Consider the following 26,281-nt stretch of genomic DNA (forward strand, 5'->3'; position numbering starts at 1 on the left):
CGGCGTTATCCGCCGAATCACGGACGGAGTCCGCTCCTACGGTTCCCTGCTCGCTCATGCTGTGGGAGCGGGCCGCAATCCCTCACTTCCCTCCGCGCGGCAAGGCAAACGCCATCACGTAATCCCCCGGCCTCGTTCGCAACCCGCCGTGCCCGCCGGCGGCGATGACGATGTATTGCCGGCCGTCGCGGCCCAGGTAGGTCATGGGGGTGGCCTGGCCGCCGGCGGGCAGGCGGGCGCGCCAGAGTTCGCGGCCGCTGCCGGCGTCGAAGATGCGCAGGTAGTCGTCGGCCGTGGCGCCCAGCACCAGCAGGCCGCTGCGGGTGGCCAGGCTGCCGCCGATGTTGAAGACGCCGGTGGACAGCGGCAGGTTCAGGTGCAGGCCGAAGGGGCCGCTGTCGCGGGTGGTGCCCAGGTCGCGGCGCCACAGCAGCTTGCGCGTCTGCAGGTCCACCGCGGCCAGCTGGCCCCAGGGCGGGGCCTTGCAGGGGGCGCCGAACAGGCCCAGCCAGGGTTCCACCACCACCACGTACGGCGTACCGTACTGCGGGTTGATGGCGAAGCGCTTGGGCCGCGGCGGCTGGCCCTGGCCGTTCCACGGCTGCACCAGGCCCGAGCCCTCGGCCTGCTCGCGGCGCTGCACCTCGGCGGTGAAGGGGATGTAGCTGAGGTTGGCGTAGAGCCGCTTGCGCTGCGGGTCCAGGCTGGCGCCCTGCCAGTCCATCACGCCGTCGAAGGCCGGATAGACCAGGGTCTTGCGCTCCAGCGAGAAGGGCGTGTAGGCGCCGCGGTAGTTCATGCGGCGGTAGTCCAGGCGGCACAGCAGCTGGTCCAGCGGGGTGATGCCCCAGGCGTCGCTTTCCTTCACGTCCGGCGGGGCGAAGGAGGGCATGCCCACCGACCAGGGCTGGGTCGGCGCGGCGAAGTCGCCGGGCAGTCCGCCCTGGGGCGCGGGGCGCTCGCGCACTTCGGCCAGCGGCTTGCCGTCGCGGCGGTCGAGCAGGAAGAGTTCGCCGCGCTTGGTGGTCTGCACCAGCGCCGGCACTTGGCCGCCTCGGTCGTCGCCCAGGTCCACCAGCGAGGGGCCGATCGGCACGTCCATGTCCCAGAGGTCGTGGTGCAGCGTCTGGAACGACCAGCGCGGCGCGCCGCTGTGGATGTCCAGCGCCACCACCGAGCTGGAGTAGCGCTCGTCGAAGGGCCGGCGCATGCCGCCGTAGTAGTCGGGCACGGCGTTTCCGGTGGGCAGGTAGACCAGGCCGCGCTCGACGTCCGCCGTGTACACGCCCCAGGCGTTGGGCGTGCCGGGGGTGAAGGTCACCTCCGGGCCCGGCCGCTGCAGCGGCGAGTCGGCGCGACCGACGTCCCAGGCCCAGACCAGCTCGCCCGTGCGCGGGTCGAAGGCACGTACCGCGCCCGAGGGTTCGGCGGTCTTCTGGCCGTCGTAGATCCAGCCGCCCAGCAGCAGGCGGTCGCCCACCACCAGCGGCGGCGAGGTGATGAAGTGGAAGCCGCGCGGCACCTCGCCCAGGTGCTGGCGCAGGGACACGTAGCCGTGGTCGCCGAAGCCTTCGCAGAGCTTGCCGGTGTCCGCGTCGAGGGCGAACAGGCGGGCGTCGGCGGTGGTGGAGAGGATGCGCCGCGGGCAGGGCGTGCCCGTCGGCGCCTGGTACCAGGCCACGCCGCGGCAGGCCAGGTAGGCGTTGTTGCCGGTGTCCGGGTGGGCCGAGAAGCGCCAGCGCTGTTTGCCGCTGCTGGCGTCCAGGGCGATCACCTCGCGGTGCGGGGTGCAGAAGTACAGGCTGTCGCCGACCTTGATCGGCGTGGCCTCGAAGTTGAATTCGTAGCCGTCGCTGTTCTCGCCCCCGCGCGGCAGGTCGCCGCTGCGGAAGGTCCAGGCCGGCCGCAGCTCGGCGACGTTGCCGGGGGCGATCTGCGTCAGCGGCGACCAGCGCTCGCCCGCCGGCAGGCCGCCGTAATAGGGCCAGTCGCCGTGTGCCAGGGGACCGTCGACGGCGGGCAGCTCCGGCTGTGGCGTGGGCGCCGGCTCGGCCGGCCGGTACAGCGCCAGCGCTGCCACCAGGGCGATGCCCAGCGCCGGCGCCAGCAGGTAGGCCAGGGGCGAGACCGGCCGCGGCGGCACCAGGTTGCGGCGCACGAACGGCAGGCACAGGTACAGGCCCAGCAGGCTGGGGAAGAGCAGGCGCGGCAGCAGTTGCCAGAGGTCCGCGCCGACCTCCCACAGCGCCCAGGCCAGGGTGCCCAGCCAGGTCAGCGCATAGAGGCCCAGGGCCAGGCGCCAGCCGCGCCAGAGCAGCACGCCGCTGGCCAGCAGGCCGAAGCCGGCGCACAGGTAGTAGGGACTGCCGCCGAGCACGGCGAGCCAGGCGCCCAGGGCGAGGAAGGCGAGGCCGAGCAGGATCAGGATCAGGGCGCTCAGGCGGGGGTAGGGATGGCGGAACATACCGGCTCCTTTTCTTCCGTGGCGGTCATCGCTGGAACCGGCCGGCCAGGGCGGCGCTCCGTCCGGCGGACCGACGGCATCAGCGGGTGGCCCGCTCGCCCAGCACGAATACCAGCAGCAGGGCCAGCCAGCACAGGTACAGCCAGCCGTAGGCGCGCAGCCAGCCGCGGGCGCGCGCCACGCCCATGTAGCCGAACAGCAGCAGCGCCGCCTGCAGCAGCGCGGCCAGGGCCACCAGGGCGTCGGCGCCGGGCGGCCGCCACAGGCTGGCGCCCAGTTGCGCCAGCAGGGCCAGCAGCAGGACCAGCCAGGTCAGCAACAGCGCCCGCGGGCTCATGCCGGGCGCCCCAGCAGGTACAGGCTCGGGTAGAGCAGCAGCCAGAGGAAGTCCACCAGGTGCCAGTAGAGCCCGGTCAGCTCCACGCGCAGGGCGCCGGCCTGGCGGTGGCGCAGGGCGAGGTGGCCGACCAGGGCCACGCCGATGGCCAGATGCAGGGCGTGCAGCGCCGTGGCCAGCAGGTAGAGGTTGACGAACAGCCGGGCCGCCGGCGCCCGCAGCGGCGAGGGCGCGGCGGAGAAGGGCAGCAGGCCCTCGCCGTAGTCCAGGCGGTACTCCACGCCCTTGAGCGCCAGGAAGGCCAGGCCCAGCAGCGCCGCCAGGCCCAGCCAGATGCCCGGCGCGCGCCGCCGCGCCTGGCCTGCGGCGTGCTGGCCCAGGCCCACGCACAGGCTGCCGGTCAGCAGCAGCGCGGTGTTCAGCCCGGCCAGCAGGTAGTGGAAGTGCCCCAGCGCCTCGCCCACCGCGGCCGGGTGGGCCTGGCGGTAGTAGGCGGCGACCAGCAGCAGACTGCCGAACATCATCGTCTCGCCGGCCAGGAAGGCCCACAGCCCTAGGCGCGCGGCCTCGGCCTGCTGGGCCGGGTCGGCGAACGGCGGGCGCAGCTCAGAGCTCATCGCGCGCCGCCCCCGGGGCGTAGTCGTAGGCCTCGAAGTCCACCTGCGGGATCTCGCGGAAGTTGTGCTCCGGCGGCGGCGAGGGCACCCGCCATTCCAGCCCGGCGGCCTCCCAGGGGTTCATCGGTGCGCGGCGGCCGTGGCGCAGCGACCAGAGCAGGTAGCAGAACGGCAGCAGGTAGGCCAGGGCCAGGACGGAGGCGCCGGCCGAGGACAGCACGTTGAGGAACTGGAACTGCTCCGGGTAGGCGTGGTAGCGCCGCGGCATGCCCAGGTAGCCGAGCAGGAACTGCGGGAAGAAGGTCAGGTTGAAGCCGCAGAAGATCAGCGCCGCGGCGATGCGCCCGCACAGTTCCGGGTACATGCGCCCGGTGATCTTCGGCCACCAGAAGTGCAGGGCGCCGAAATACCCGGCCACCGCCGCGCCGACCATGATGTAGTGGAAGTGCGCGACCACGAAGTAGGTGTCGTGCACGTGGATGTCCGCCGCCAGCAGGGCCAGGAACAGCCCGGTGACGCCGCCGACGATGAACAGGCCGATGAAGGTCAGGGCGAAGAGGAAGGGCGCGTGCAGCGTCAGGTCGCTCTTGTACAGGGTGGCGGTCCAGTTGTAGGCCTTGATCGCCGAGGGAATCGCCACCAGGAAGCTGAGCAGCGAGAACAGCAGGCTGGCGTAGATCGACTGGCCGGCGACGAACAGGTGGTGGCCCCAGACCAGGAAGCCGATCAGCGCGATGGCCACGCTGGACCAGGCGACGAAGGCGTAGCCGAAGATGCGCTTGTGCGCAGCGGCGCTCACCAGTTCGCTGACCACCCCCATGGCCGGCAGGATCATGATGTACACCGCCGGGTGGCTGTAGAACCAGAACAGGTGCTGGAACAGCAGCGGGTCGCCGCCCAGGGCCGGGTCGAAGACGCCGATGTGCAGCAGGTGCTCGGCGGCCACCAGGGCCAGGGTGATGGCCAGCACCGGGGTGGCCAGCACGAGGATCACCGAAGTGGCGTACATCGACCAGACGAACAGCGGCAGGCGCATCCAGCGCATGCCCGGCGCGCGCAGGGTGTGCACTGTGGCCAGGATGTTGATGCCGGTGAAGATCGACGAGAAGCCGGCGACGAACACCCCGCAGATCACCGCCACCACGTGGCCGTTGCTGAACATCGTCGACAGCGGCGTGTAGAAGGTCCAGCCGGTGTCCACCCCGCCCAGCAGCAGGGCCAGCAGGGTGAAGCCGCCGCCGCCCACCAGCAGGTACCAGCTGGCCAGGTTCAGGCGCGGGAAGGCCATGTCGCGGGCGCCGATCATGAGCGGCACGAGGAAGTTGCCGAACACCGCGGGGATCGACGGGATCAGGAAGAACCACACCATGATCACCCCGTGCAGGGTGAAGGCGCGGTTGTAGCCGTCGGCGCTGAGCAGGTCGCCCTGGGGCGTGACCAGCTCGATGCGCACCAGGGTGGCGGCCAGCCCGCCGATGAAGAAGAAGGCCGTCACCGCCACCATGTAGAGCACGGCGATGCGCTTGTGGTCGCGGGTCAGCAGCCAGCTGCCGACGCCTTGTCGTGCGCTCAGGTAGCTGGGCTGGCTCATGGCCGGGCCTCCCGCGGCGCTCGCTCGGCCAGCGAGCGCAGGTAGGCCAGCAGGCGCTGGATGGCGGCCTCGTCGAGCAGGTTGGCGTAGGTCGGCATGATCGGCGGGTAGCCGGCCACCACCTGCTTGGCCGGCAACAGCAGGCTGTCGCGCAGGTAGGCGTCGTCGGCGCGCACGCTGCCGCCGTCGGCCAGGGCCACCTCGCGACCGTAGAGCCCGGCCAGGGCCGGGGCGCGCTCGCTTTCGTGGCAGCCGCTGCAGCCCAGCTGGCGGAACAGCCCGGCGCCCTGGCTGGCGAGGTCGCCGGGGCTGCCGGCGGCGTCCAGCCAGCGGGCGTAGTCGGCCGGCTCCTGCACCAGCAGGCGCAGCAGCATGCCGGCGTGGTCGGTGCCGCAGAACTCGGCGCAGTAGCCGGGCCAGTCGCCGGCCACGTCGGCCTGGAACCACAGCTCGGTGTAGCGCCCCGGCAGCACGTCCTGCTTCAGCCGCAGTGCCGGCACGTACAGGCTGTGGATCACGTCCTCGGAGATCATCCGCAGGCGCACCGGGCGCCCGCGTGGCACGTGCAGGGCGTTGATCTCGCGCTGGCCGCCGGGGTGCTGGAACTTCCACATCCACTGCCGCGCCACCACGTCTATTTCCAGGGCGCCGGCCGGCGGCTGGCGGGCCTCCAGGAACAGCCGGGCGGAGAAGCCGAACAGCAGCAGGGCGCCGACGAAGGGCAGCAGCACCCAGGCCAGCTCGATGCGCAGGTCGCTGGAGGGACGGTGGCCGCGGTCGGCCACGCGGCCGCGCCGGTAGCGGTAGATGAACAGGCCCAGGGCGACGAACACCGGGGCGATGAACAGCACCATCAGCGCGGTGAAGCCGATCACCAGCCAGTCCACCTGGGCCGCGTAGGCCGAGGCCTGGGGCGGCCACAGCGGCAGGAAGGCGCCGCCGCTCATGGCTGCCTGCGCTCCCGGCGCAGGGCCAGCAGTACCAGCAGGCCGAGGGCGAGCGCGGTGAGCGCGGCGGCGCCGCGCAGCAGCGCCATGATGCGGCTGGAGTACACACCGTTGCGCGGGTCGTAGTGGTAGCACAGCAGCAACAGCCGTTCCCCCAGGCCGCCGATGCGCCCCTGGCCGGCCTCGGTGAGCGCCAGGCGCAGGTCCTCGCGCTGGTAGCCCAGGCCCTGCAGCCAGCGCGACAGGCGCCCGTCGGCGCCGACCACGGCCACCGCCGAGGCATGGGCGAACTCGCGGCCACCGGGTTCGCGGGCGTAGCCGAAGCCGATGGCCGCGGCCAGGGCGCGGCTGGTCGCGGCGTCGCTGCTGAGCAGGAACAGCCCCGGCGAGGCGGCCAGCTGCGGCCAGCGGCGGGCCAGGCGCTGCTGTTCGGCGCGGGCCTCGGCCGGGCCCTCGGCGGCGTCGAAGGAGAACGCCAGCAGGCGGTAGTCGCGGCCCAGGCGGTAGCCCGGCAGGCCGTCGAGCTGGGTGAACAGCGTGCTGAGGGTGGTGCCGCAGACGTTGGGGCAGCGATAGTACAGCGGCACCAGCAGCAGCGGCCGGCCGTCCAGCAACTCGCCCAGGCGCCAGGCCCGGCCGTGCTGGTCGGTGAGGCGCAGCGCCCGCGGCAACGGCTGGCCCAGGTGCGCCGCGTCGATGCGCGCGCTGGCGAAGGGATCGAAGGCGGCTGCCGGCGCCAGGCCGGCCCACAGCAACAGGCACAGCGCCCAGGGCGCCAGGCGTTCAGCGGTCATCGGCAGCCTCCGCTTGCGGCCAGCCGCGCTGCAGCAGCAGGCGTTGGGCGTCCTCCAGGGGGATGTGGGCGATGCCGGCGGCGCGGTCGACCCAGCCCAGGCCGTGCAGGCGCCGCTCGCTGGCGGCCAGGCGTTGCGCGCCGGCGCCGCGCGGGTCGGCCTCCAGGCGCGGCGGCGGCACCTGCGGCGCCTGGCGTTCCAGGGCGCTGCGCGGTGGCGACGGCGGGCCCGGGTGGCTGGCCAGCAGCCAGGCTACGCCCAGCCCGCACAGGCCCAGGGCGAGCACGCCCAGCAGCAGGATTTTGAGCAGCGCGCGCTCGTCCAGCGGGTTGGGCGCGTGGCGCGGCGCGTTCATGGCCGTGCCCCGCGGGCCAGGAAGTCGATGGCGAACAGCAGCAGCGCGGCCTGGCCGGCCTGCAGCAGCCAGGCCAGGGGCAGCACGTGCAGCCCCTGGTCCTCGGGCAGGCTCGGCAGCACCAGCCATTGCGCCTCCGGCAGGGCCAACAGCAGCAGGCCCCAGGCCGCGCCGCGCAGCGTCCCCGGGTGGCGCCCCAGGGGCGAGGCGAGCAGCGCCAGCAGCAGGCCGTGGCCGACGAACAGCGCCAGCGTCAGCGGCTGCCAGGGCGCCGCGCACTGCGTACCAGCCGCGCTCCAGGGGATGCGCGCCCAGTCGATGACCAGGAACTGCATGTAGTGCAGGTAGGCCCACAGCCCCAGGCTGGCGCACAGCAGCACCCGCAGCAGCTGCGGGTTGGCCGAGGGTCGCGCCAGGGCCAGCAGGCTGGCCAGGGCGAGGGCGTCCAGCCACTGGCGGGCGAGCAGCAGCAGGCCGAGCAGGGCCGAATGCAGCCCGCCCGACAGCGCCATCACCCAGTCCAGGGCCAGCAGGGTGGCCAGCAGCACCAGCAGCATCAGCGCGCCGGGGTGGGCGCGGCCGTCGCCCTGGCGCCGCGCCAGCAACCACCAGAGCAGCGCATAGGCCAGCGCCCGCAGCAACAGCGCCAGGGGCGACAGCCAGAAGCCGCCGGCCTGCGGGTGCAGCGTGCCCGCGCCCAGCAGCACCGGCAGCCAGAACGGCAGTGCCCAGGGCAGCAGGCGCAGGGCCAGGTGCGCGCCCGGCGCCAGTTGCCCCTGCCATGCGCCATGCACCAGGGGCAGCACGGCCGCCAGCAGCAGGCCGCCGAGGGGCAGCTGCAGGCCGGCGAGGGCCGCCGGCAGGCTGGCGGCGGCCAACAGCGAAGGCTGCCACAGGCCGAGCAGGAGCAGGCCGAGGCCGACGCCCAGCAGCAGGGCGAGCGGCCTAGCGCCCATGGTCGTTCTCCAGGGCGCGGCGCAATGCGGCCGGCAGCATGGCCAGCGGCGCATGCTGGCTCAGTTGCAGGGCGCGCAGGTGGGCGACGATGGCCCAGCGGTCGGCCGGCTCGATGCGCGCGGCGTAGCCGTACATCACCCCGTGGCCCTCGGCGATCACCTGCAGCAACTGCGCGTCGGGCATGCCGCGCAGGCGCGCCTCGGCGAACGCCGGCGGCCGCGGGAAGCCGCGCGCCACCACCAGGCCGTCGCCGAGCCCGGCCAGGCCGTGGCAGGGCGAGCAGTAGATGGCGTAGCGCTCTGCGCCGCGCTGGAGCAGCGCGGCATCCAGGGCCGGGCGCCGCTGCAGCAGCGCCAGGCGCGCGCCGTCGCCGCGGGCCATGCTGCCGGGCACCGCGGCCGGGGCGTCGGCGCCCTGCCACAGCGGCACGCCACGGCCGCTGCGGTACAGCGGCTGCTCGGCGCGGTCGTCGCAGCCCGCCAGCAGCGCGGCCAGCAACAGGAGCCAGGGCTTCATGCCGGCACCTCGCGCACGTGCAGCGCGCCGCGGGCCTGCAGCCAGGCGCGGGCGGCGTCGAGGTCGGCCGCCTCCAGGTAGAGGAAGAAGGCGTCGTCGCTGGCCCGCTGGAAGTCCGCCACCTCGAACAGCGGATGGTGCAGGCGCGGCAGGCCGCAGCGGTACAGGAGCATGCCCAGGGCGCCGGCGGCGCCGCCCAGCACGCCGAAGAACAGGGCCAGCACCCAGGCCAGGCCGGGGGCGAAGGGCGGCCAGCCGCCGACGTTGACGGGCAGGTCACGAGCCTGCAGCCACTGGAGCCCCAGCGCGGCCAGCACGCCGAGCAGGACGCCGGCGATGCCGGCGCGGTCGATGGCCGCGGCGTCCGCGGCCAGGCAGCCTTCCAGGGCTGGCAGGGGGTAGGGCGCGAAGGCGTCCAGCCCGGCGTAGCCGGCGGCGCGGACGGCCCGGGTGGCGCGCACCAGCGCGGCGGCGTCGGTGAATTCGGCCAGCAGGCCGCGGGGCGCGTTCATGGCTGGCCCCCTTGCAGTTCCTGCTTGAGTTCGAAGGCCGAGACCATCGGCAGCCAGCGGATGAACAGCGCGTAGGGCAGCAGGAACAGGCCGAAGCTGCCGAGGAACAGCAGGGCGTCCCACGGCGTCGGCGCGTAGGCGCCCCAGGTCGCGGCCAGGTAGCCGCGCTGCTGCGGTACCACCAGCAGCATGTAGCGCTCGGCCCACATGCCCAGCAGCACCGCGCCGGCCACCCCGGCGAGCGCCGCCGGGCTGCGCCGAACCCGGCGCCACCAGAGCGCCTGCAGCACGCCGAGGTTGCAGGCCAGGGCCAGCCAGTAGCTCCAGGCGCCGGGGCCGGCCAGGCGCGCCAGCAGCACGGCATGCTCGGGGGCGTCGTCGCCGTACAGCGGCAGCAGCAGGTCCGGCAGGTAGCCGTAGGCGGTGAGCCAGCCGCTGGCCAGCAGCAGGCGGCCGAGCAGGTCCAGGTGGTGCGGCGTGATCAGCGCCTGCAGGCGCAGCAGCCCGCGCACCAGCAGGGCCAGCAGGCTGACCAGGGCGAAGCCGGAAAACACCGCGCCGGCGACGAAGTAGGGCGGGAACAGCGTGGAGTGCCAGCCCGGCTGCGGGGCCAGGGCGAGCAGGAAGGAATAGCCGCTGGATACGCCGAAGACCATGGCGATGGCCAGCACCGCCAGCACCCGGGTGGCGCGCCACCACAGCGCCCAGTGGCGCTGGGAGTTGCGCCAGCCCAGGGCGAGCAGGCCGAAGCAGCGCTGCCGGCCGCGGCCGCCGGCGCGGTCGCGGGCCGCGGCGAAGTCGCCCAGGGCGCCCAGGTAGAGGAAGGCCAGCGACAGCAGCAGGTAGCCGGTGACGGCGAACATGTCCCAGGCGGTCGGGCTTTTCAGCTGCGGCCACAGGCCGCGGGCATCGGGGTAGGGAAAGGTCCAGAAGAACAGCCAGGGACGGCCCAGGTGGAGGATCGGGTAGAGTCCCGCGCAGCACACCGCCATCAGCGTCATCAGCTCGGCCAGGCGGCTCAGGGAATGCCGCCAGGGCCGGCGCAGCAGCCAGAGCAGGGCGGAGATGAAGGTGCCGGCGTGGCCGATGCCCAGCCACCAGATGTAGTGCAGGATCGGCAGGCCCCAGTTCACCGCCTGGTTGTTGCCCCACACGCCGGGGCCGCGGCGCAGCAGCACGGCAATGGCCACCGCGTAGAGCAGCAGGAGCCCGCCGCCGGCGAGGGCCAGCAGGCGCCAGGCGCCGCGTCGCGGGCGGCGTTCGACGGCCAGCGCGGTAACCTGCGCCGCGTCCAGGCCCGGGGCCAGGCCGTGGCCCTGTTCAGCGGCCATCGCCCGGCGCCCCCGGCTCGTCGTCGATGCGCGCCAGGTAGGTGGTGCGCGGGCGGGTGTCGAGTTCCTCCAGCAGCGCGTAGTGGCGCGGCGAGCGACGGCCGCGGGCGGGCTCGCCGTCGCTGCGCTGCAGGTTGCCGAAGGCGATGGCCTGGCTCGGACAGGCCTGCTGGCAGGCGGTGCGCACCGCCTCGCTGCCTTCGCCGGCCTGCCAGTCCAGGCCCTGCTCGCGGGCGGCCAGGCGCGCGGCGCCGATGCGCTGCACGCAGTAGGTGCATTTCTCCATCACCCCGCGCCCGCGCACGCTGACCTCGGGGTTGCGCTGCGCCTGCAGCGACGGCGGCGCGCCGGCGGTCCAGTCGTACCAGTTGAAGCGGCGCACCTTGTAGGGGCAGTAGGCGGCGCAGGTGCGGGTGCCGATGCAGCGGTTGTAGACCATCTGGTTGAGGCCGTCGCTGCCGTGCAGGGTGGCCTCCACCGGGCAGCCGGCCTCGCAGGGGGCGCGTTCGCAGTGCATGCAGGGCCGCGGCTGGAAGGCCGAGCGCGGCGCCTCGGCGTCGCCCTGGTAGTAGTGGTCGATGCGCAGCCAGTGCATGGCGCGGCCGGCCGCCACCTGTTCGGCGCCGACCACCGGGATGTTGTTCTCCGCCTGGCAGGCCACCACGCAGGCGTTGCAGCCGGTGCACAGGTCCAGGTCGATGAGCATCGCCCACTGCGGGCCTTCGCCGCTGCGCGTGGGCAGCAGCGCCGGGGCCGCCGGCGGTTCGGCGCGGGACACGCGGCGCAAGGCCGGGGCGGCGCCCTCGGGCAGGCGGTGCTGGGCCTGGGTGATGGCCAGGGGCATGCGCTCGCCGGTCGCTTCGCAGCGGCTCACCGCTTGCGCCGGCACCCCGGCGGGCAGGGCGCGCACGGCGAAGCCGACGCCGTTGCCCAGGCGCCCGGCGCGCTGGCGGCCGTAGCCGGCGGTCAGCGCCAGCAGGCCGTCGGCCTGGCCCGGCTCGATCCATACCGGGCCTTCCAGGCGCTGGCCGTCGATTTCCACGCGCAGGCACTCGCCGTTGGCCAGGCCGTAGCGCTCGGCCAGGCGCGGCGCCACGCCGATGACGTTGCCCCAGGTGAGGCTGCTGATCGGCCGTGGCAGTTCCTGCAGCCAGCCGAGGTTGGCCAGGCGCCCGTCCCATACCGCCGGGTCCGGGCGCACGCTGGCCACCAGGTTGGCGGCAGCGGGCAGCACCAGGGCGGGCAGGGCGGCTTGGCCCGGCGTCGCGGCGGGCGGCGCGCTTTCGATCCAGCCGCGTTCCAGGGCGGCGCGCCAGGCCGGCAGGTCATGCTCCGCCCAGGTCTGCCGCAGCAGGGCATGGCCGTCGCCGCGGGCGCCGTTGAGCAGCATCTCCAGCAATTGGTGCAGGCCAGGCGTGGCATACAGCGGGCGCACCAGCGGCTGGACGAGGCAGGCGGAGCCGTCGGCGGCGCGGGCGTCGCTCCAGCTTTCCAATGGGTGCGACAGCGGCAGGTGCCAGTGGCATTCGGCGGCGCTTTCGTCATGGACCAGGCCCGCGTGCAGGCGCCAGGGCACGTCCTGCATGGCCTGGCGCAGCTGCTCGCCCTCGGCGCAGGCGTGCAATGGGTTGCAGTCCAGCAGCAGGAGGCTGTCCACCGCGCCGTCGGCGATGCGCGGCAGCAGGGCGGCCAGCGGTTCCCAGGGCGCCGCGGGCGAGTCTTCCAGCAGCAGCGGGGCGATGTAGTCGTGGCTGTGGCCGAGGCCGCCCAGGCGCTGGTTCAGCCGCGCCGCCAGGGCCTGCAGCTGCGCCGGCTGTTGCGCGCCGACGCAGACCAGCGCTTCGCGCCCGGCGCCGCGCAGCGCCGCCGCGGCCTGGACCGCCCAGCGGCGCTGGGCCTCGTCCAGCTGCGGGCTGCCGGGCAGCGCTTCGCCCAGTGCCCGGGCCAGGGCCAGCGCCAGGTGCGGAAGCTGCCAGGGCGCGGCGGGCAGGCGCGCGCAGGCGGCGGCGCCGGTCAGGCTGGGCACCCCCTCGGCGACATGGATGCGCGCCTGGCCCTGGCCGGCGGCTGCGGCGCGCCGGCGTTGCGCCCAGCCGCGCTGCCAGGCGGTCTGCCGCGGGCCGGGGCCGAGCAGGTCGGCGTCCAGGCAGACCAGCGCCTGGACGTTCTCCAGGCGCAGGCGCGCCGTCAGCGGTTGGCCGAAGGCCTGGTACAAGCCGTCGGCGGCGTTGCGTTCGCCGTAGGCATCGCCCTGGTAGAAGCATGCCCGCGGCCAGCGCTGGCGCAGCGCCTGCAACTGGCGGGCGAGGGTGGGCGAGCTGCTGGCGCCCAGCACCAGGTGCAGGCCGGCGCCCCGGTCGCGGTCGTGCCGGCGCTGCAGGGCGAACAGTTCGCCCTGCACCTGCGCCCAGCCGCTTTCGCGGCCGAGGTGGCGGGGCACCTGCGAGCGGTCCGGGTCGTACAGCTGGAGGATGGCCGCCTGGGTGAAGGCATCGCTGGCGCCGCCGCAACAGGGGTGCTCCGGGTTGCCTTCCAGCTTCAGCGGGCGGCCGTCGATGCAATGCCCCAGCACCGGCTGGGCGATGCCGGCGAAGGGCACGGCGGTGGCGTAGTCGCTGGCCTGGCCGGGGCTGCGCAGGGGCTCCTGTTCGACCCGCGCCACGGCTTCGTCCGGCGGCTCGCCGCAAGCGCCCAGGCCGGCCAGGGCCAGGGAGGCGCCCATCAGTTGCAGGAAGCGCCGCCGGTCGAGGCCTTCGGGAACCTCCGGCAGCGGTTCGGCCGACGGCTCGCCGAGCGCTTCCAGCCAGGCCCAGGGCCAGGCCTCGCCGCGTTCCGCCAGCTGCCGGCGCAGCCGTCGCAGTTCGCGGCTCATCGGTGGCACACCGAGCAGTCGGTGAGGCCGCGCGGGTCGATGTGCCGCTCACGCATCAGGCGTTCGCCGAGGACGCGGCGGTCCTCGTCGGTGTGCCAGTCCGCCAGGGTGACCGCCGAGGGCGGGCGCAAATGCGGGGCCGGGTCGCGGTGGCAGTCCAGGCACTGGGCCATGTCCAGCGGCTCGGCCTTGTAGGTCAGCGGCATGCGCTCCACCGCGCCGTGGCACTGCGCGCAGGCCACGCCGGCGCGCACGTGCACGGCGTGGGCGAAGCGCACGTAGTCGGGCAGGCGCACCACCCGCGCCCAGTGCAGCGGCTGGCGTTCGCGCAGGCTGCGGCGCAGCGGCTCCAGCACCGGGCTGTCGGCCCACACCTGGGAATGGCAGCTCATGCAGGTGTAGGTCGGCGGCAGCCCGGCGACGGCCGCGCGCTCGACGCCGGCATGGCAGTAGCGGCAGTCGATGCGCAGCTCGCCTGCATGGTGCGCATGGCTGAACGGCAGCGGCTGGGCGGGTATCCAGCCGCGGCCGGTACGGTAGTCGGACCTTTGCATCAGCAGGGCCACGCTCACGCTCCCCACGAGACCGGCGCAGGCCGCCAGCGCCACCAGGCGCAACCAGGTGTCGGCGGAACGGCTGAAGATCTGCGCCATCGGCCTCGTCCGTTGGTTTCACTGAGGGTTCGTCAGCCGTTGCGGCATGGAAGTTCGAGTTATCTTTCCGACGGCCCCGCGGCGGAAACTCTGAACGACGGCGGGCGGTGCCCGGTCCACCCGGGAAAGTGGCTCGCGGAGGTGCGCGCATGCCGATACCCGCCGCCAAGGCCGGTTCCCGCTGGACCGCCGCGCCCTCCGGCGCCGCGTCGCCGGGCCTGCTGGCCGCCGCCTGCCTGTGGGTGGCGCTGCTGGGCATCGCCCCGCTGGACCGCGGCGACTGGCTGCTGGAGAACCTGCTGGTTGCCTTCGGCCTGGGCCTGGCGCTGTGGCGGCCGGCCTGGCTGCGGCTGTCGCGGGGCAACTGGTGGCTGCTGCTGGGGTTCCTCGCCCTGCACGAGGTCGGCGCCCACTACACCTATTCGCGAGTGCCCTACGACGCGCTGTGGCGCCATTGGACCAGCACGGGGCTGGATGCCGCCCTGGGCTGGCGGCGCAACCAGTTCGACCGCTTCGTGCACCTGAGCTACGGCCTGCTGGTGCTGCCGGCCGACGAGTGGCTGCGGCGCCAGCTGCGGCTGGGCCGCTGGACGGCGATGGCCTTCGCCTTGAGCCTGGTCATGGCCACCTCGGCGCTCTACGAGCTGGCCGAGTGGGTGGGCGGCGAATACCTGGGCGGCGACCAGTCGGCGGCCTTCCTCGGCACCCAGGACGACGCCTGGGACGCGCAGAAGGACATGGCCCTGGCCGGCCTCGGCGCGCTACTGGCCTTGGGCGCCCGGGGCCTGGCAAAGAGACGCCCGCGGGGAGGAGGGCGGCAAGCGGTGTGACACGGCAGACGTCTTCATCCTGGCTGCGCCAGCGAGGCGGGGTCACCTGGGTTGCAAGTAGCCGAGTATCAGCCAGGACACCCAGGCGAGGGCCATGGAGGCGATGGTCCAGGCACAAAGCAGGATCCAGAAAGCGGGGCGATGGGGTTGTGCCATAAGTTCCCTCTCCAGGCCATGACTGCAGACAAAGTCGGCGTGCACCTATAGGGATAGTTCGCCTCGCCGTGGCAAGCCAGACGGCGCGGCGCCTTTTGACGGGAGGAGCTATGCGCAGTCCACCAGGTACTGGGCCAGCGTCCTGGCGCAGGCGCCGATGCCGTCGGCGAGGATCAGCTCGTAGCCATGGGTGTTCTCGGTCGGAATCGCCAGGCAGCGCTTTGCGGACAGACGCCGCTGGCCAGCACGGCGCTGGCGTCCGAGGCGAAGTCCAGCAGCAGCGCGTACTGCGGCTGGTAACCGCAGCGCACGGCGGCGCGGTGCAACTGCTCGGCGACGGCGCGAGTGTAGTAGGCCTTCTGGTCGCCGGTGCTGATGATCGGGTCGACGCTCAGCCGGGTGGCGTATTCGGCCATCACCGGGCCGACCTCCACCGCGATGGCCACGTCGCCTGGCAACGTGCGCGCAGCGTACATGGCGCCGGAGTTGGATTCCTCTTCCATGGTGGTGAAGACCAGGTAGAGGTCGCAGGCCAGTTCCGCCCTGCGCGCGGCCAGCAGCGCGGCCGCCTCGATGCAGGCTGCCAGCGGCGCGCGGTCGTCGAGGAAATGCGCCGCGACGGCGTCGCCGACCCGCCAGGGCTGGCGCCAGTGGCGGGACAGCACGACCCGCGTGCCCGGCCGGACGCCGGTCGCCTGCAATTGGCTGGGGCTCAGGCGGGTTACGATGTGCACGTCCTTCCAGTGCACCGCGCCGGATTGCACGTCCTTGCCCTGGGAGGATTCGCGGGTGCCGTGCATCGAGCCGAACGACAGCACGCCGGGCAGCACCGTCCCCTCGGCCAGGATGTCCACCGGGCACACGCCGAAGTTCACCGGGTTGGCCCCGCCCAGCGCCACCACGCGCAAGGTGCCGTCCTCCTCGATGCGCTTCACGATCATGGCGATCTCGTCCAGGTGGGCCATGACCTTCACCGCCGGGCCTGTTTCCCTCGCGCCTGCGATCAGGCCGACCAGGTTGCCGACGGCGTCGGTCCAGACGCGGTCGCAGTACTTGACCAGCTCGGCATGGCACACGGCGCGCACTTCGTTTTCCTGCCCACCCGGCCCCCGGGCGAGGAGCAGTTCATCCAGCAGGCGGTTGCCGCTACCGTTCAGGGCATGGCTGGGATCGTTCATCGAGGCCTTCTCCTGTGGGGTCTGTCGTCTGCCGACCCGCAGGCTGGGCCGAGGTTCCGCCGGTCCGCCGGGTGCCCTTTGGCAGGGAGGCGGCTCCATCGCAGACAGAGTCCGCTCCTACAGGCAGGTGCAAGTCTCCTCGTAGGATGGGTATCGCGAAGCGATACCCATCACCGCCACCGCATGGGGTTCGCAGGCTCAACCCATTCTACGAAGAGCACCTCGGCACGGTCGGTAAGACAGTTGCTCCTACGGCTCAGGGAAGCAGGGGCGTAGGAGCGGACTCCGTCCGCGATTAGATTCACCGGCCATGCCGGACCTCCAACGGCTGGAGGGCTAGGGTAACGCACTGAACTCGCCGTCCGCTGCGCCAGTCCACTGCCATAGAAGCTCCGGAGGCGGTGATGAAAAGACGCTACAGCCTGCTCCTGTCGAGCGTCCTGGCGATCCTGGCGTTGCTGCTGGTCGCGCATGTCGCGTTGCCCTACGTGATCCGCGACTACCTCAATGGCAAGCTCGACCGCATGGGCGACTACCACGGCCAGCTCGCCGACGTCGATCTCGCGCTGTGGCGCGGGGCCTACCGGATCAATGGCCTGAAGATCGTCAAGGTCAACGGCAAGGTGCCGGTGCCGCTGCTGGACGCGCCGGTGATCGACCTCTCGGTGAGCTGGCACGCGCTCTGGTACGACCACGGCATCGTGGCGCGGGTGGTGTTCCTGCGGCCGCAGCTGAACTTCGTCGACGGCGGCGACCGCCAGGACTCCCAGAGCGGCGCCGGCACCGACTGGCGCGAGCAGCTGGACAAGCTGCTGCCCATCACCCTGGACGAGGTGCGCATCGACGACGGCCGCATCCACTTCCGCAATTACCGCTCCAGGCCGCCGGTGCACCTTACCGCCAGCGCGGTGCAGGCGAGCCTGTACAACCTGACCAACGTGAGGGACGAGAAGGGCGAGCGGGTGGCCCGCTTCGAAGGCCACGCCCAGCTGTTCGGCCAGGCGCCGCTGGAAGTGCAGGCGTTCTTCGACCCCTTCGCCAACTTCGAGGACTTCGAGCTGCGCCTGCGCGCCAGCGACGTGGAGCTGCGGCGGGTGAACGACTTCGCCGCGGCCTACGGCAGGTTCGACTTCAACCAGGGCCACGGCACCCTGGTGATCGAGGCCAGGGCGGACAAGGGCCGGCTCAGCGGCTACATCAAGCCGCTGCTGCGCGACGTCGACGTGTTCAACTGGCAGCAGGACGTGGAGGAGAAGGACAAGGGCCTGTTCCGCTCCATCTGGGAGGCGCTGGTGGGCGGCGGCGAGACGCTGCTGAAGAACCAGCGCAAGGACCAGTTCGCGACCCGCGTCGAGCTCAGCGGCAACATCCATGACCGGGACGTCAGCGCGTTCCAGGCCTTCCTCGGCATTCTGCGCAACGCCTTCATCCAGGCGTTCAATGCGCGCTATGAGCGTTCCACGCCCACGGACTGAAACGCCTCCTCAATGGCTGGTTGAATCCTGCCTGTCGTTCTGCGCCTGCGGGTGGGCGAAATGACGTTCCTGGCTGCGCGGGAATCGGCCGGCGCCCAACTCCTTCACCCCGGCCAGAAGCCAGGTTGATCTGCTGCTGCACGACACGACGAAGTCGCTGATCTCGAAGGGCTTGTCGAAGCCGGTCGAGAGTGACGCGAACACGTCGCTGATTCTGTTGGCGATTGCCGAGGCATGGCGGGCCCACTGGCTCGTTCTGGCATCCAGGCGCTTTCTCAGGGGAGCCGATGAGCAAGCGCAGCAGAGCGGATACGACGAGGGCGGCGGCCACCAGCGGCAGGTGCCCGAAGCCAGGCATTCAGCGACGCCATGCTGTTCCCCTTATCGATGCGTATGAGTAGTTTTTGTCGGGGCGAGGCGGGAGAACTTCAGGAAAATGGCGAGGCGCACACGAATAGCTCCGTGCTGGAAGAACCTGGCAACGGCCGGTTGCCAGGTTCTTCCAGCGCGTTTCAGGTTTCGCTGTAGCAGGCCATCACGTCGGCCATGTTTTCGTAGTCCTTGTCGGGCAGCTTGCCGATGGTTTCGATGACGCTGCTGTCGGCCCCGTTGCCGCGGGCCTGGTCCACCAGCATTTCCCGGTTGGCCGGGAAATCGATGCCCTTGAGGTACGGGGTGATGGTGGCGGGCGACTTGCCGCCGATGCCTTGGGTCATGTTCACCTCCCGGCAGTCATCGCTTGGCCTCGGCGTCCGGGGTGCTGTCGCGGGCGAGGAACGCCTGGGTCAGCTCCGGCAGGTGACCGCGCAGCCACTCGGCCATGGCCACCTCCTGCGGCAGTATCTGTTCCAGCACGGCCTGGGTCTGGGCGTCGCCCAGCGCCCGGGCGGCGGCGATCAATACCGTGTAGGCGGCGATCTCCACGTTCTCGAACACGTAGCCGCTCATGGCGCCCTTGACCACTTCGTCGCTGACGGTCATGCCGCCGATGCCCTGGGCGAAGGCCATCAGCTTGGCGCCGACGTCCTTGAGAGTGGAGGGACTGCTGCCCAGGCGTTCCAGGCAACCCTCCAGCAGGCGCTGCTGTTCCAGGGTTTCCTGCAGGTGCGCCTCGATGCGCGTCTTCAACTGCGGGTAGTGCTCCAGGCGCTCGGCCTGCGCCTTGAGCATGCGTTCGGCCTGTTGCTCCATGGCGTGGGCGTCGCGTAGCCAGTCCAGCAGGTTGTCTTTCTTGCTTGTCATCGCATGGTCCTCCTCGGGTGGGATGTGCCTGGTAGGAGGGGACGCGGCCGGGGGGCGTTCAGATTGTTTGCCCGACCGGGCGCCGGGGTGGGGAAACGATTGCCGCCGGGGGAGATCTTCTGAACTCCCGGCCGCGGCGCTTTTCCACCGAGGGCGACACCAGAGGCTTTGGGGGCTCGGCCCCGGGAGAGAACGTGATGAGCGACAAGAACCACATCGTGCAGAAACCCCGCCCTGGCCCTGTGGCCGAACATGACGACCCGCCGAAGGCGCCGGTGCGTGAGCGCAAGGGCGAACCGCGCCGGCCCGGCCCGGTCATCGAGACGCCCGAGGAGGGCAGCGACGACGAGGGGTGCGTGCAGAAGCCCCCGGCGTCGACGGCGGAGTACTCGCCCGAGGACATCGACATCCAGGGGATCAGCGATGAGAAGCGCCCGGGCTGAGCGGCCGGGGCGAGCGGCGAAGGCAGCCGCACCGGGGACCGACGAGGTATCCCCGGCCGCGGCTGGAGCCGAGCGGGAAAAGCCCGGCGGGCTGTCGTTTTCCCGCTTCGCCCAGTGGCTGTCGCTATGGGCCGGGCGCCCGCCGACCTTCGCCGTGGCCTGCGCGCTGCTGGTGGTCTGGGCCGTCAGCGGGCCCTTCTTCCATTTCAACGACACCTGGCAACTGGTGATCAACACCTCGACCACCATCGTCACCTTCCTCATGGTGTTCCTCATCCAGAACACCCAGAACCGCGACACCGACGCCCTGCACATCAAGATCGACGAGTTGCTGCGCACCACCCACGCGGCCCACGACGCCCTGATGGGGCTGGACGAGCTGGACGCCGAGCAGCTGCAGAAGCTGCGCGAGACCTACCAGCGCATGGGCGAGAGCGCCTGCGCCGGGGATACGCCCCAGGGCGTGGCCGACCAGGAGCAGGCCGAGGACGACCCGCCGCCAGCGCGCTGACACCCACCCGACCTGCCGAGGAGCCCCGCCATGCCAAGCCTTCGCACCTTCTGTCTCTGCTGCGCCCTGTTGTGCCTGCAGGGGCCGGCCCTGGCGCTGGACATGCCGGTCTCGGCCCCGCAGGACTTCGTCGAGGCCGCCACCGGCATCAGCTCGGCGGCGATCCGGAGCGGCCAGCTGGCCCAGCGCAAGAGCCGCGCCGCGGATGTGCAGGCCTATGCCCGAGAGATGGTCGGCCGCCACGAGGAACAGCGTGCCGCGCTGGCCTCCCTGGCCCACGGCGAGAAGCTCGCCCCGCGCGAGGACCCGGGCCTGGCGGACCAGGCCCGCGAGGCCCTGCTGGGGGTGCGCGAGGCGTCCTTCGACGCCGCCTATGCCCAGGCCGAGGTGGCACTGTACGAGCGCGCCATCGAGCAGTACCGCAATGCCGCGCGCAACCTGGTGGACCCGCAGCTGAAAGCCTTCGCCAAGTCCAGCCTGCCGCGCCTGGAGGACGACCTGCGCGCGGCCAGGGCCCTGCGCGAGGCACACCCGCCGGCCGCGGACTGAGTGCCGGCCCATGGGCTTCAACCAGTGGCTGCTGGTGCTCGGCGGCATCCTGCTGACCCTCGGCCTGAGCTCCGCCTACCTGCGCCTGCTGCCGGTCAGCTCCTCGCTGCTGTACCTGCTGTTCGGCCTGGCCATCGGCCCGCTGGGGCTGGACCTGTGGCAGGCGGACATCGGCCGCATCAGCCCCTGGCTGGAGCACCTGGCCGAGGCCACCCTGCTGATCTCGCTGTTCATCGGCGGGCTGCGCATGCGCCAGAGCCTGCGCTCGCCGGTGTGGACCGCCACCTGGCAGCTGGCCGGGCCGGTGCTGCTGGGCTGCATCGCCGGCGGCGCGGCGCTGGCGCACTACCTGCTGGGCCTGGACTGGGGCCTGGCGCTGCTGGTGGCGGCGATTCTCTCGCCCACCGACCCGGTGCTGGCGAGCCTGGTCCAGGTCGACGACGCCAGCGACGACGACGGCCTGCGCTATGGCCTGTCCGGCGAGGCCGGGCTGAACGACGGGGTGGCCTTTCCGTTCGTCAGCGCGGCCTTCCTGCTGCTCAGCGAGCCCCCCGGCGGCGCCCCGGCGCTGCTCCGGCAACTGCCGCACTGGCTGCTGCTGGACGTGTGCTGGGCCATTCCCGCCGGGCTGCTCACCGGCTACTGCCTGGGCTACGGGGTAGGGCGGCTGGCCATCCACCTGCGCGCCCGGCACACCGACACCAGCGTGTCGGCCAACGATTTCCTCGCCATGGCGCTGATCGCGCTGTCCTACGTGGGCGCCGAAAGCCTCGGCGGCTGGGGCTTCCTGGCCTGCTTCGCGGCCGGCATCGGCCTGCGTCACGCCGAGGTGGCCACCATCGGCACGCGCGAGGACCCGGCCGAAGCCCAGGCCGAGGCCGCGCACGTCCGCGAGGCGGGGCAGGCCCACGGCGCCATCGCCTTCGGCGCGGACCGCGCCGAGCACCCCAAGGTCGCCGCCGGGGCGGTGATGCTCGACATCCTCTCCTTCGGCGACCTGCTGGAGCGCTCCCTGGCGCTGCTGCTGGTGACCCTGCTCGGCGCGCTGCTGGCCCACCACTGGGACTGGCGCGCGCTGCCCCTGGCGCTGGGGCTGTTCTGCCTGCTGCGCCCGGCGCTGGTCTGGCTGCTGGTCAGCCGCCGCGCCCTGGCGCCGCGGCAGCGCTGGCTGCTGGGCTGGTTCGGCATCCGCGGCATCGGCAGCCTGTTCTACCTGTGCCACGCGCTCAACCAGGCCGGTTCGCCGCAGGCGCTGGGTACCGCCAGCGACCTGGTGCTGAGCGTGGTGGCGCTGAGCATCTGCCTGCACGGGCTGAGCGCCCAGCCGCTGCTCGAACGCTACGAGCGCGCCCAGCTCAGCTGTCGCTCTCGGGAATGATGGAGATGTTGCTGTTCTTCTCGAGGATGGCGAAGCGGATCTGTTCCATGCGCTCCAGGGCCTGGGTTTGGCGCGCGGCGAGGAGGATGTCTTCCTCGCGCAGGCCCGACGCTGGCCGGCGATGTGCTCGTCGACCGGGTAGCTGCGTTCGCTGAACTCCTCCGCGGGCTCGGCCGGGAGGGGACGGGGGGCCCTGTCATGGCGGGTACCTTCGCTTGGCCGCTCTATTGCTGCGACTGCGGCAGCGCCGCTTGGTGCCGGCCAGCTCACCGGCAGCCGCGCTGGGCATTTTGCAGCGCCTGGCGAGGCTGGCAGCGCATTCTGCTGATGTCGCCCTGCCATGCGGCGTGGCGCAGGCGCTCTGCGCCGGGCTCCGCTCCCGGGCGGCGGGTGGGCGTGGTTCTTGCTCGGTTCCTGCCTGGTAGTGCAAAGGCTCCATTTACCGACAGGAGGGACGAGGCATGAGCGAAACGGACAAGGTGGTGCTGCTGCTCGCCGAGCAGGCCGACCAGCTATGGCGCCTGGAACAGCTGCTGCTGGACCGCGGCTACGCGGTGCTCAGTGCCGGTGACACGGAGCAGGCGCTGGATCACCTGGCGTCCTCGGTGGTGATCGACATGATGCTGGTGGACGAACCCTTCGCCGGCCCGCACACCGGTCCGGCGCTGATTCAGTCGTCCCTACCGCTGCGCCCGCTGACGCGGGTACTAGTGCTGACACAGGACCCGCAGCGTTCGGCCACCCACGGCCGTTCCTACCCCGTGTTGCTCAAGCCGGTGGGCCTGGACGAACTGGGCCTGGCCATTGACGTGGCGCTGCACAGCCCACCCGTGCAGCCGTGGTTGTGAAGAAGGAACAGGGCATGCCGGCAGCATTGAACGAAGCCGAGGGCCGCGCGCTGGTGACCTACCTGCGCGAGGCCGGCCTGAAGCTGGTGACAGCCGAGTCCTGCAGCGCCGGGCAGATCTGCGCCGAACTGGCCGCCGCGGCCGACAGTGCACAGGTGCTCGAAGGCGGCTGGATGGTCTATTCGGTGGCCGCCAAGCGCCACATGCTGGGCGTCCCGGAGCAGTGCCTGGCGAACTACAACCTCACCAGCGAGGAGGTTGCGCGGGGCATGGCCGAGGCCGCCCTGCGCCACCCGAACGCCAACGTGTCGGTGGCAGTGACCGGCCTGCTCGGCTGCGAGCCCAAGGACGGCATCGAGCCCGGCACCCTGTGCTTCGCCTGGGCCTTCCGCCTGCGCGACGGGCTTACGCTGTTCAGCCGCTGCGAGCACCTGCGCGGTGACCCGCAGCAGATGCGCATGCAGGCCATCCGCACTGCGCTGCTGGCGCTGCCCGACTACCACCGGCGCGCCTGCCACGGCGAACGGGCCTGAGCCCGGCCATTGTCCGCAACCACCTTCGCGAAGGAGGCCCTCATGGGTAGCAAACCCCTGTACCTGGTCAGCTACATCCTCGACGACCAGCCCACCACCCTGGAACTGCACCGCGACGGCGACCTCGATGCCGAAGAGGCGCTGGATTTCCTGCTGGGGCTGCACGGCCCCGCCGCGCGCATCAGCGACGTACAGGTGAGCCGCGTCAAGCGTAGCCAGGAGCGCGACACCACCCCAGGGCACTACCGCCAGCCCTGAGGCCTTCAGGCCAGGCGCCGCAAGCTCAGCAGCACGGCAGCGATACGTTCCACCTGGCGGTAGGCGGGGACTTCCTGCTCTTCGCCAAAACACGTCCGGGTCCAGCTCCTCGTAGCGCCAATCCCAGCCGGCTCGCCTGGCGCCACAGCGGCGCCTCGCCGTCGATTACCGTGGCACCGGTGTAGAGCAGCAGACTGCCGCCGAAGTCAGCGGCCGAGGGCGATTTCGAGGATGCGCAACGACAGCTCCGCGCCCTGGGAACCACCGCTGCATCCTCAGGGCGCAGGAAGCCATCGCCTGAGGCCTGATCGAGCGGGTGGACGCCATGCGCATCGCCGGTTCCACCTGCCAGTGGACGGTGCACGCCTGACGCTCTGGCGGATTCTTCGAACCCTGGCGGCGGCGGACTTTCCACACAGGTGAGTCCACCCTTCAGGAGAACAGCGATGAAAGTCAGCGAAGTCATGAGCCGCGAAGTCCGCACCATCGACCCGACCACCACCCTGCAGGAGGCAGCGCTGCTGATGCGCCAGGCCGACATCGGCGCCCTGATCGTCGGCGAGGGCGAGCGCATGACCGGCGTGGTCACCGACCGCGACCTGGTGGTGCGCGGCCTGGCCGATGGCCTGGATGGGCGCACGGCGGTCAGCGAGGTGATGAGCCCCGGCGTCTGCTACTGCTTCGACGACGAGGAACTGGACCACGTGGCCAAGAACATGGGACAGATCGAGAAGCGCCGCCTGGCCGTGGTGAACCGCCAGAAACGCCTGGTGGGCGTGGTCTCCCTGGCCAACGTCGCCAGCTGCAACGCCGACAAGCTGGGCGCAAACCTGCTGCGGGCGGTGGCGCGGCCGCATTGAGCGTGAGCGCCGATCCCCGCCGCCGGCCATGCCGGCGGCGGGGCGGGGCCCTACCAGCGTGGGTTGCGCTCGGCCAGGGCGCGCAGGCGCTCGCCGGCGACCACTATCTTGCGCGGGCGGTGCCGGTAGTTGCCGGGCACGAAGGTGCGCAGCTCGATGCGCTTGAGGAACCACTCGACGTTGTCCGGCCGCAGCGGGCCCGACTCGGTGATCAGGTCGCGACGGATGCGCTCCACCAGGTTGTTCAGCAGAACCTCGTTTTCCTGCTCTTCCTTGTGCAGCACGCGCAGGGCGATGCGCTCGCCGTTGGCATCGTGCAGGTCCATCAGCACCGAGCCGTCGGGGCGACTGGAGAATCGCGGGGAATAGGCGCGGAACTGGTTCTGCAGGTATTCGATGGCAGCGTTGGAGATGGCAGGCATGACGTACTCCCTGTGTGTTGGTTGGGTCGCCGATGCCTTTGCAGCAATCGTCCCGCCCTTTCCACTGCTCCTAACTGACTGTTTAAGTTGAATTTTCAGCTGAAGAGATGGCCCTTTGATACTTGCGCATTGCAAAGCGGCGGGCCCGGCCGGCGCCTTACTGCATGCCAGGGTGATGGCGAAATGTCATCCAGGCGCGGTTTCGCCGGCCGAGCCTGCTTCCTCAAGACCAGCGGCGGCAAGGGCATGCACGTACTGGTATCGCTGGAGCGCCGCCACGTCTGGGACGAGGTCAAGGACTTCGCCCACGCCATCACCCGCCACCTGGCCAAGCAGATGCCGGACCGCTTCAGCGCGGGCCGAAGAACCGCGTCGGTCGGCAATATCGACGAGCGCCTGGCGCTGGAGGACAAGGACGATCCCTGGGCGGGCTGGGGGGATGGCCGGCAACGCCTGACACGGCGGATGTGGGAGCTCTTGGGTGAGGAGCGCTGATCAAGGGCGCCGGGGGGGATTGCGGGCGGGGTCCGCTCCTTACTTCCCAGGGGCTCTAGGGCGGATAACGCCTACGGGGTTATCCGCCATTTGACCTTGGTTTCCAGCGGCTCCGAGGTTGACCCTGGCGTTGGCTATGACATCGGTGTATCGGCGGATAACCGCGAACGGTTATTCGCCCTACGTCACTGACGAAGGAGGGTTAGGCGTCTCAGGATGACTCCGAATCCATCGCCCACGCCGAACCCCTCCCCCTCTGGGAGAGGGCTGGGGTGAGGGGGAACGGGACTTCGGCTACACACCTCTGCCAACCCTGACTCCGTCTCCCTCCTAACCCTCCCCGCAAGCTGGAGAGGGATCGTTCGGCGCGATGTGGAACCACGAAGCTCCCCGTGATCAGGCTCACCGGCGCTACCTCACCTCACGGTTTCTCCCCATCCAGCAACTGTTGCGCGATCTCCCGTTGGTAGTACAGCTGCGGCTGCCAGTGACGGGCGAAGCGTTGCAGTTCGGCATCACTGTCGTCGTTGGCCTGGTGGTCGAAGAGCTCCACCGCCTGGCGGCTGCTGGCCAGTTGCGCCTCGGCGTAGTCGCGGTCGAAGCGCTGGCTGTCGGCCAGTTGCTGGCGGGCCTGGATGGCGTGGGCTTCGTGGGTTTCGTCGCGCGGAGGGAGCAGGCCTTTTTTGCGCGCCAGTATCCGCAGGTCGTCCAGCAGGCGCTGGTGCTGGTCGATGAGCCCCTGGGCCTGGTCGCGCACCGCCGTGGTGTGGCCGTGGTCCAGGGCCAGGCGGGCGCGGGCCAGTTGCTGCTGGCTGTTGGCCAGGGCGCTGGCGACGAAGCTGGCGTGGGGATTCCCGGCGGGGGCGGCGCTCGCCAGGCCGATACCGCACAGGCAGGCGAACAGCAGCAGGAATATGCGCGCGGCCATGGGCCTCTCCTTCGGTGGTGGACTGTGCTCGGTGGACGCCCGCCGCCGGCGCAGGTTCAGAAAACGCGGCCACTGGGTCATTGGCGCAAAGGCTGAATTCTGCCGCCCCCGGCCGGCCGAATCCTGTGACCGGCGGGGCCACGGTCCCGCGCCACGAAGCGGGGGAAACCTGCCATGAGCGACAACCTACCGCCCAGCACCAGGACCGGCAGCCCGGCCGCGAGGAGGT

28 protein-coding genes and 2 pseudogenes are annotated in these 26,281 nt (G+C 71.7%); 11 read left to right on the plus strand and 19 right to left on the minus strand.

Annotation, left to right across the window (positions count from 1 at the left end; translation table 11 throughout):
• Window positions 1–82: 82 nt before the first annotated feature.
• The 13 genes from PKO50_RS09595 to PKO50_RS09655 form a co-directional block, all read right to left on the minus strand.
• On the minus strand, window positions 83–2,464 hold the full coding sequence (locus tag PKO50_RS09595) for a membrane-bound PQQ-dependent dehydrogenase, glucose/quinate/shikimate family (RefSeq protein ID WP_275629504.1): 2,382 nt from the start codon (window positions 2,462–2,464) through the stop codon (window positions 83–85).
• 79 nt (window positions 2,465–2,543) lie between these two features.
• Window positions 2,544–2,801 (minus strand): hypothetical protein, encoded by a 258-nt coding sequence (locus PKO50_RS09600; RefSeq protein WP_275629505.1) that lies wholly within the window; start codon window positions 2,799–2,801, stop codon window positions 2,544–2,546.
• A complete protein-coding gene (locus tag PKO50_RS09605) occupies window positions 2,798–3,418 on the minus strand; it encodes a cytochrome c oxidase subunit 3 (protein WP_275629506.1) in 621 nt (206 codons plus the stop codon). Before PKO50_RS09605 ends, PKO50_RS09600 begins: the two co-directional genes overlap by 4 nt.
• Window positions 3,408–5,009: a cbb3-type cytochrome c oxidase subunit I gene (locus PKO50_RS09610; protein ID WP_275629507.1), complete on the minus strand. Its 1,602-nt coding sequence runs from the start codon at window positions 5,007–5,009 to the stop codon at window positions 3,408–3,410. The genes PKO50_RS09605 and PKO50_RS09610 overlap by 11 nt, the downstream gene beginning before the upstream one ends.
• On the minus strand, window positions 5,006–5,956 hold the full coding sequence (gene coxB / locus PKO50_RS09615; RefSeq protein WP_275629508.1) for a cytochrome c oxidase subunit II: 951 nt from the start codon (window positions 5,954–5,956) through the stop codon (window positions 5,006–5,008). Before coxB ends, PKO50_RS09610 begins: the two co-directional genes overlap by 4 nt.
• The gene (locus PKO50_RS09620) at window positions 5,953–6,750 is read right to left on the minus strand and encodes an SCO family protein (RefSeq protein WP_275629509.1); all 798 of its coding nucleotides are present in this window, start codon (window positions 6,748–6,750) and stop codon (window positions 5,953–5,955) included. Before PKO50_RS09620 ends, coxB begins: the two co-directional genes overlap by 4 nt.
• Complete coding sequence (locus PKO50_RS09625) at window positions 6,740–7,105, minus strand: hypothetical protein (protein WP_275629510.1); 366 nt, start codon at window positions 7,103–7,105, stop codon at window positions 6,740–6,742. Before PKO50_RS09625 ends, PKO50_RS09620 begins: the two co-directional genes overlap by 11 nt.
• Window positions 7,102–8,061 carry a hypothetical protein gene (locus PKO50_RS09630; RefSeq protein WP_275629511.1) on the minus strand — a complete coding sequence of 320 codons (960 nt, stop codon included), beginning with the start codon at window positions 8,059–8,061 and terminating at the stop codon, window positions 7,102–7,104. Before PKO50_RS09630 ends, PKO50_RS09625 begins: the two co-directional genes overlap by 4 nt.
• Complete coding sequence (locus PKO50_RS09635; RefSeq protein ID WP_275629512.1) at window positions 8,051–8,578, minus strand: cytochrome c; 528 nt, start codon at window positions 8,576–8,578, stop codon at window positions 8,051–8,053. Before PKO50_RS09635 ends, PKO50_RS09630 begins: the two co-directional genes overlap by 11 nt.
• On the minus strand, window positions 8,575–9,090 hold the full coding sequence (locus tag PKO50_RS09640) for a DUF3341 domain-containing protein (RefSeq protein WP_275629513.1): 516 nt from the start codon (window positions 9,088–9,090) through the stop codon (window positions 8,575–8,577). Before PKO50_RS09640 ends, PKO50_RS09635 begins: the two co-directional genes overlap by 4 nt.
• Window positions 9,087–10,421 carry an NrfD/PsrC family molybdoenzyme membrane anchor subunit gene (gene nrfD, locus PKO50_RS09645; protein ID WP_275629514.1) on the minus strand — a complete coding sequence of 445 codons (1,335 nt, stop codon included), beginning with the start codon at window positions 10,419–10,421 and terminating at the stop codon, window positions 9,087–9,089. Before nrfD ends, PKO50_RS09640 begins: the two co-directional genes overlap by 4 nt.
• On the minus strand, window positions 10,411–13,293 hold the full coding sequence (locus tag PKO50_RS09650; RefSeq protein WP_275629515.1) for a 4Fe-4S dicluster domain-containing protein: 2,883 nt from the start codon (window positions 13,291–13,293) through the stop codon (window positions 10,411–10,413). Before PKO50_RS09650 ends, nrfD begins: the two co-directional genes overlap by 11 nt.
• Window positions 13,290–13,946 carry a cytochrome c3 family protein gene (locus PKO50_RS09655; RefSeq protein WP_275629516.1) on the minus strand — a complete coding sequence of 219 codons (657 nt, stop codon included), beginning with the start codon at window positions 13,944–13,946 and terminating at the stop codon, window positions 13,290–13,292. Before PKO50_RS09655 ends, PKO50_RS09650 begins: the two co-directional genes overlap by 4 nt.
• Before the next feature lie 149 nt (window positions 13,947–14,095).
• On the opposite strand from PKO50_RS09655, the gene PKO50_RS09660 reads away from it, so the two are divergent.
• A complete protein-coding gene (locus tag PKO50_RS09660) occupies window positions 14,096–14,776 on the plus strand; it encodes a DUF2238 domain-containing protein (protein WP_275629517.1) in 681 nt (226 codons plus the stop codon).
• Between the two features lie 264 nt (window positions 14,777–15,040).
• On the opposite strand, the pseudogene PKO50_RS09665 reads toward PKO50_RS09660, so the two are convergent.
• Window positions 15,041–16,110: pseudogene (locus tag PKO50_RS09665) on the minus strand (M42 family peptidase).
• A gap of 404 nt (window positions 16,111–16,514) precedes the next feature.
• Between PKO50_RS09665 and PKO50_RS09670 the strand changes: the two are divergent.
• Window positions 16,515–17,585, plus strand: coding sequence for a DUF748 domain-containing protein (locus tag PKO50_RS09670; RefSeq protein ID WP_275629518.1), 1,071 nt, complete (start codon window positions 16,515–16,517; stop codon window positions 17,583–17,585).
• A 9-nt stretch (window positions 17,586–17,594) separates the two neighbouring features.
• Here PKO50_RS09670 and PKO50_RS09675 read toward each other — a convergent pair whose 3' ends face one another.
• From PKO50_RS09675 to PKO50_RS09685, 3 genes are all read right to left on the minus strand, one after another.
• Entirely contained in the window at window positions 17,595–17,789 is a 195-nt protein-coding gene (locus PKO50_RS09675; RefSeq protein WP_275629519.1) for a hypothetical protein, read from the minus strand.
• 308 nt (window positions 17,790–18,097) lie between these two features.
• Complete coding sequence (locus PKO50_RS09680; protein WP_275629520.1) at window positions 18,098–18,301, minus strand: DUF2795 domain-containing protein; 204 nt, start codon at window positions 18,299–18,301, stop codon at window positions 18,098–18,100.
• Window positions 18,302–18,317: 16 nt separating this feature from the next.
• On the minus strand, window positions 18,318–18,827 hold the full coding sequence (locus PKO50_RS09685) for a DUF892 family protein (RefSeq protein WP_275629521.1): 510 nt from the start codon (window positions 18,825–18,827) through the stop codon (window positions 18,318–18,320).
• A 197-nt stretch (window positions 18,828–19,024) separates the two neighbouring features.
• Here PKO50_RS09685 and PKO50_RS09690 point away from each other — a divergent pair, with 197 nt between their 5' ends.
• The 8 genes from PKO50_RS09690 (at window position 19,025) to PKO50_RS09725 (ending at window position 24,207) form a co-directional block, all read left to right on the plus strand.
• Window positions 19,025–19,270, plus strand: coding sequence for a hypothetical protein (locus PKO50_RS09690; protein ID WP_275629522.1), 246 nt, complete (start codon window positions 19,025–19,027; stop codon window positions 19,268–19,270).
• Between the two features lie 91 nt (window positions 19,271–19,361).
• Window positions 19,362–19,781 (plus strand): low affinity iron permease family protein, encoded by a 420-nt coding sequence (locus tag PKO50_RS09695; protein WP_275630453.1) that lies wholly within the window; start codon window positions 19,362–19,364, stop codon window positions 19,779–19,781.
• Window positions 19,782–19,811: 30 nt separating this feature from the next.
• Window positions 19,812–20,330, plus strand: coding sequence for a DUF4142 domain-containing protein (locus PKO50_RS09700; protein WP_275629523.1), 519 nt, complete (start codon window positions 19,812–19,814; stop codon window positions 20,328–20,330).
• Between the two features lie 10 nt (window positions 20,331–20,340).
• Window positions 20,341–21,708 carry a sodium:proton antiporter gene (locus PKO50_RS09705; protein ID WP_275629524.1) on the plus strand — a complete coding sequence of 456 codons (1,368 nt, stop codon included), beginning with the start codon at window positions 20,341–20,343 and terminating at the stop codon, window positions 21,706–21,708.
• Window positions 21,709–22,169: 461 nt separating this feature from the next.
• Window positions 22,170–22,556 (plus strand): response regulator, encoded by a 387-nt coding sequence (locus tag PKO50_RS09710; RefSeq protein ID WP_275629525.1) that lies wholly within the window; start codon window positions 22,170–22,172, stop codon window positions 22,554–22,556.
• Window positions 22,557–22,570: 14 nt separating this feature from the next.
• Window positions 22,571–23,089: a nicotinamide-nucleotide amidohydrolase family protein gene (locus tag PKO50_RS09715; RefSeq protein ID WP_275629526.1), complete on the plus strand. Its 519-nt coding sequence runs from the start codon at window positions 22,571–22,573 to the stop codon at window positions 23,087–23,089.
• A gap of 42 nt (window positions 23,090–23,131) precedes the next feature.
• Complete coding sequence (locus tag PKO50_RS09720) at window positions 23,132–23,347, plus strand: hypothetical protein (RefSeq protein ID WP_275629527.1); 216 nt, start codon at window positions 23,132–23,134, stop codon at window positions 23,345–23,347.
• A gap of 446 nt (window positions 23,348–23,793) precedes the next feature.
• Window positions 23,794–24,207 carry a CBS domain-containing protein gene (locus PKO50_RS09725; RefSeq protein WP_275629528.1) on the plus strand — a complete coding sequence of 138 codons (414 nt, stop codon included), beginning with the start codon at window positions 23,794–23,796 and terminating at the stop codon, window positions 24,205–24,207.
• Between the two features lie 50 nt (window positions 24,208–24,257).
• On the opposite strand, the gene PKO50_RS09730 is transcribed toward PKO50_RS09725, so the two are convergent.
• A complete protein-coding gene (locus PKO50_RS09730) occupies window positions 24,258–24,629 on the minus strand; it encodes a DUF3509 domain-containing protein (RefSeq protein WP_275629529.1) in 372 nt (123 codons plus the stop codon).
• 219 nt (window positions 24,630–24,848) lie between these two features.
• Here PKO50_RS09730 and ligD point away from each other — a divergent pair.
• A pseudogene (gene ligD / locus PKO50_RS09735) lies at window positions 24,849–25,124 on the plus strand (ATP-dependent DNA ligase); the annotation flags it as partial.
• A 421-nt stretch (window positions 25,125–25,545) separates the two neighbouring features.
• On the opposite strand, the gene PKO50_RS09740 reads toward ligD, so the two are convergent.
• The gene (locus tag PKO50_RS09740) at window positions 25,546–26,052 is read right to left on the minus strand and encodes a DUF4142 domain-containing protein (RefSeq protein WP_275629530.1); all 507 of its coding nucleotides are present in this window, start codon (window positions 26,050–26,052) and stop codon (window positions 25,546–25,548) included.
• Between the last annotated feature and the right edge of the window lie 229 nt (window positions 26,053–26,281).

This window comes from Pseudomonas sp. 273, from assembly GCF_029201425.1.
Classification (GTDB): domain Bacteria; phylum Pseudomonadota; class Gammaproteobacteria; order Pseudomonadales; family Pseudomonadaceae; genus Pseudomonas; species Pseudomonas delhiensis.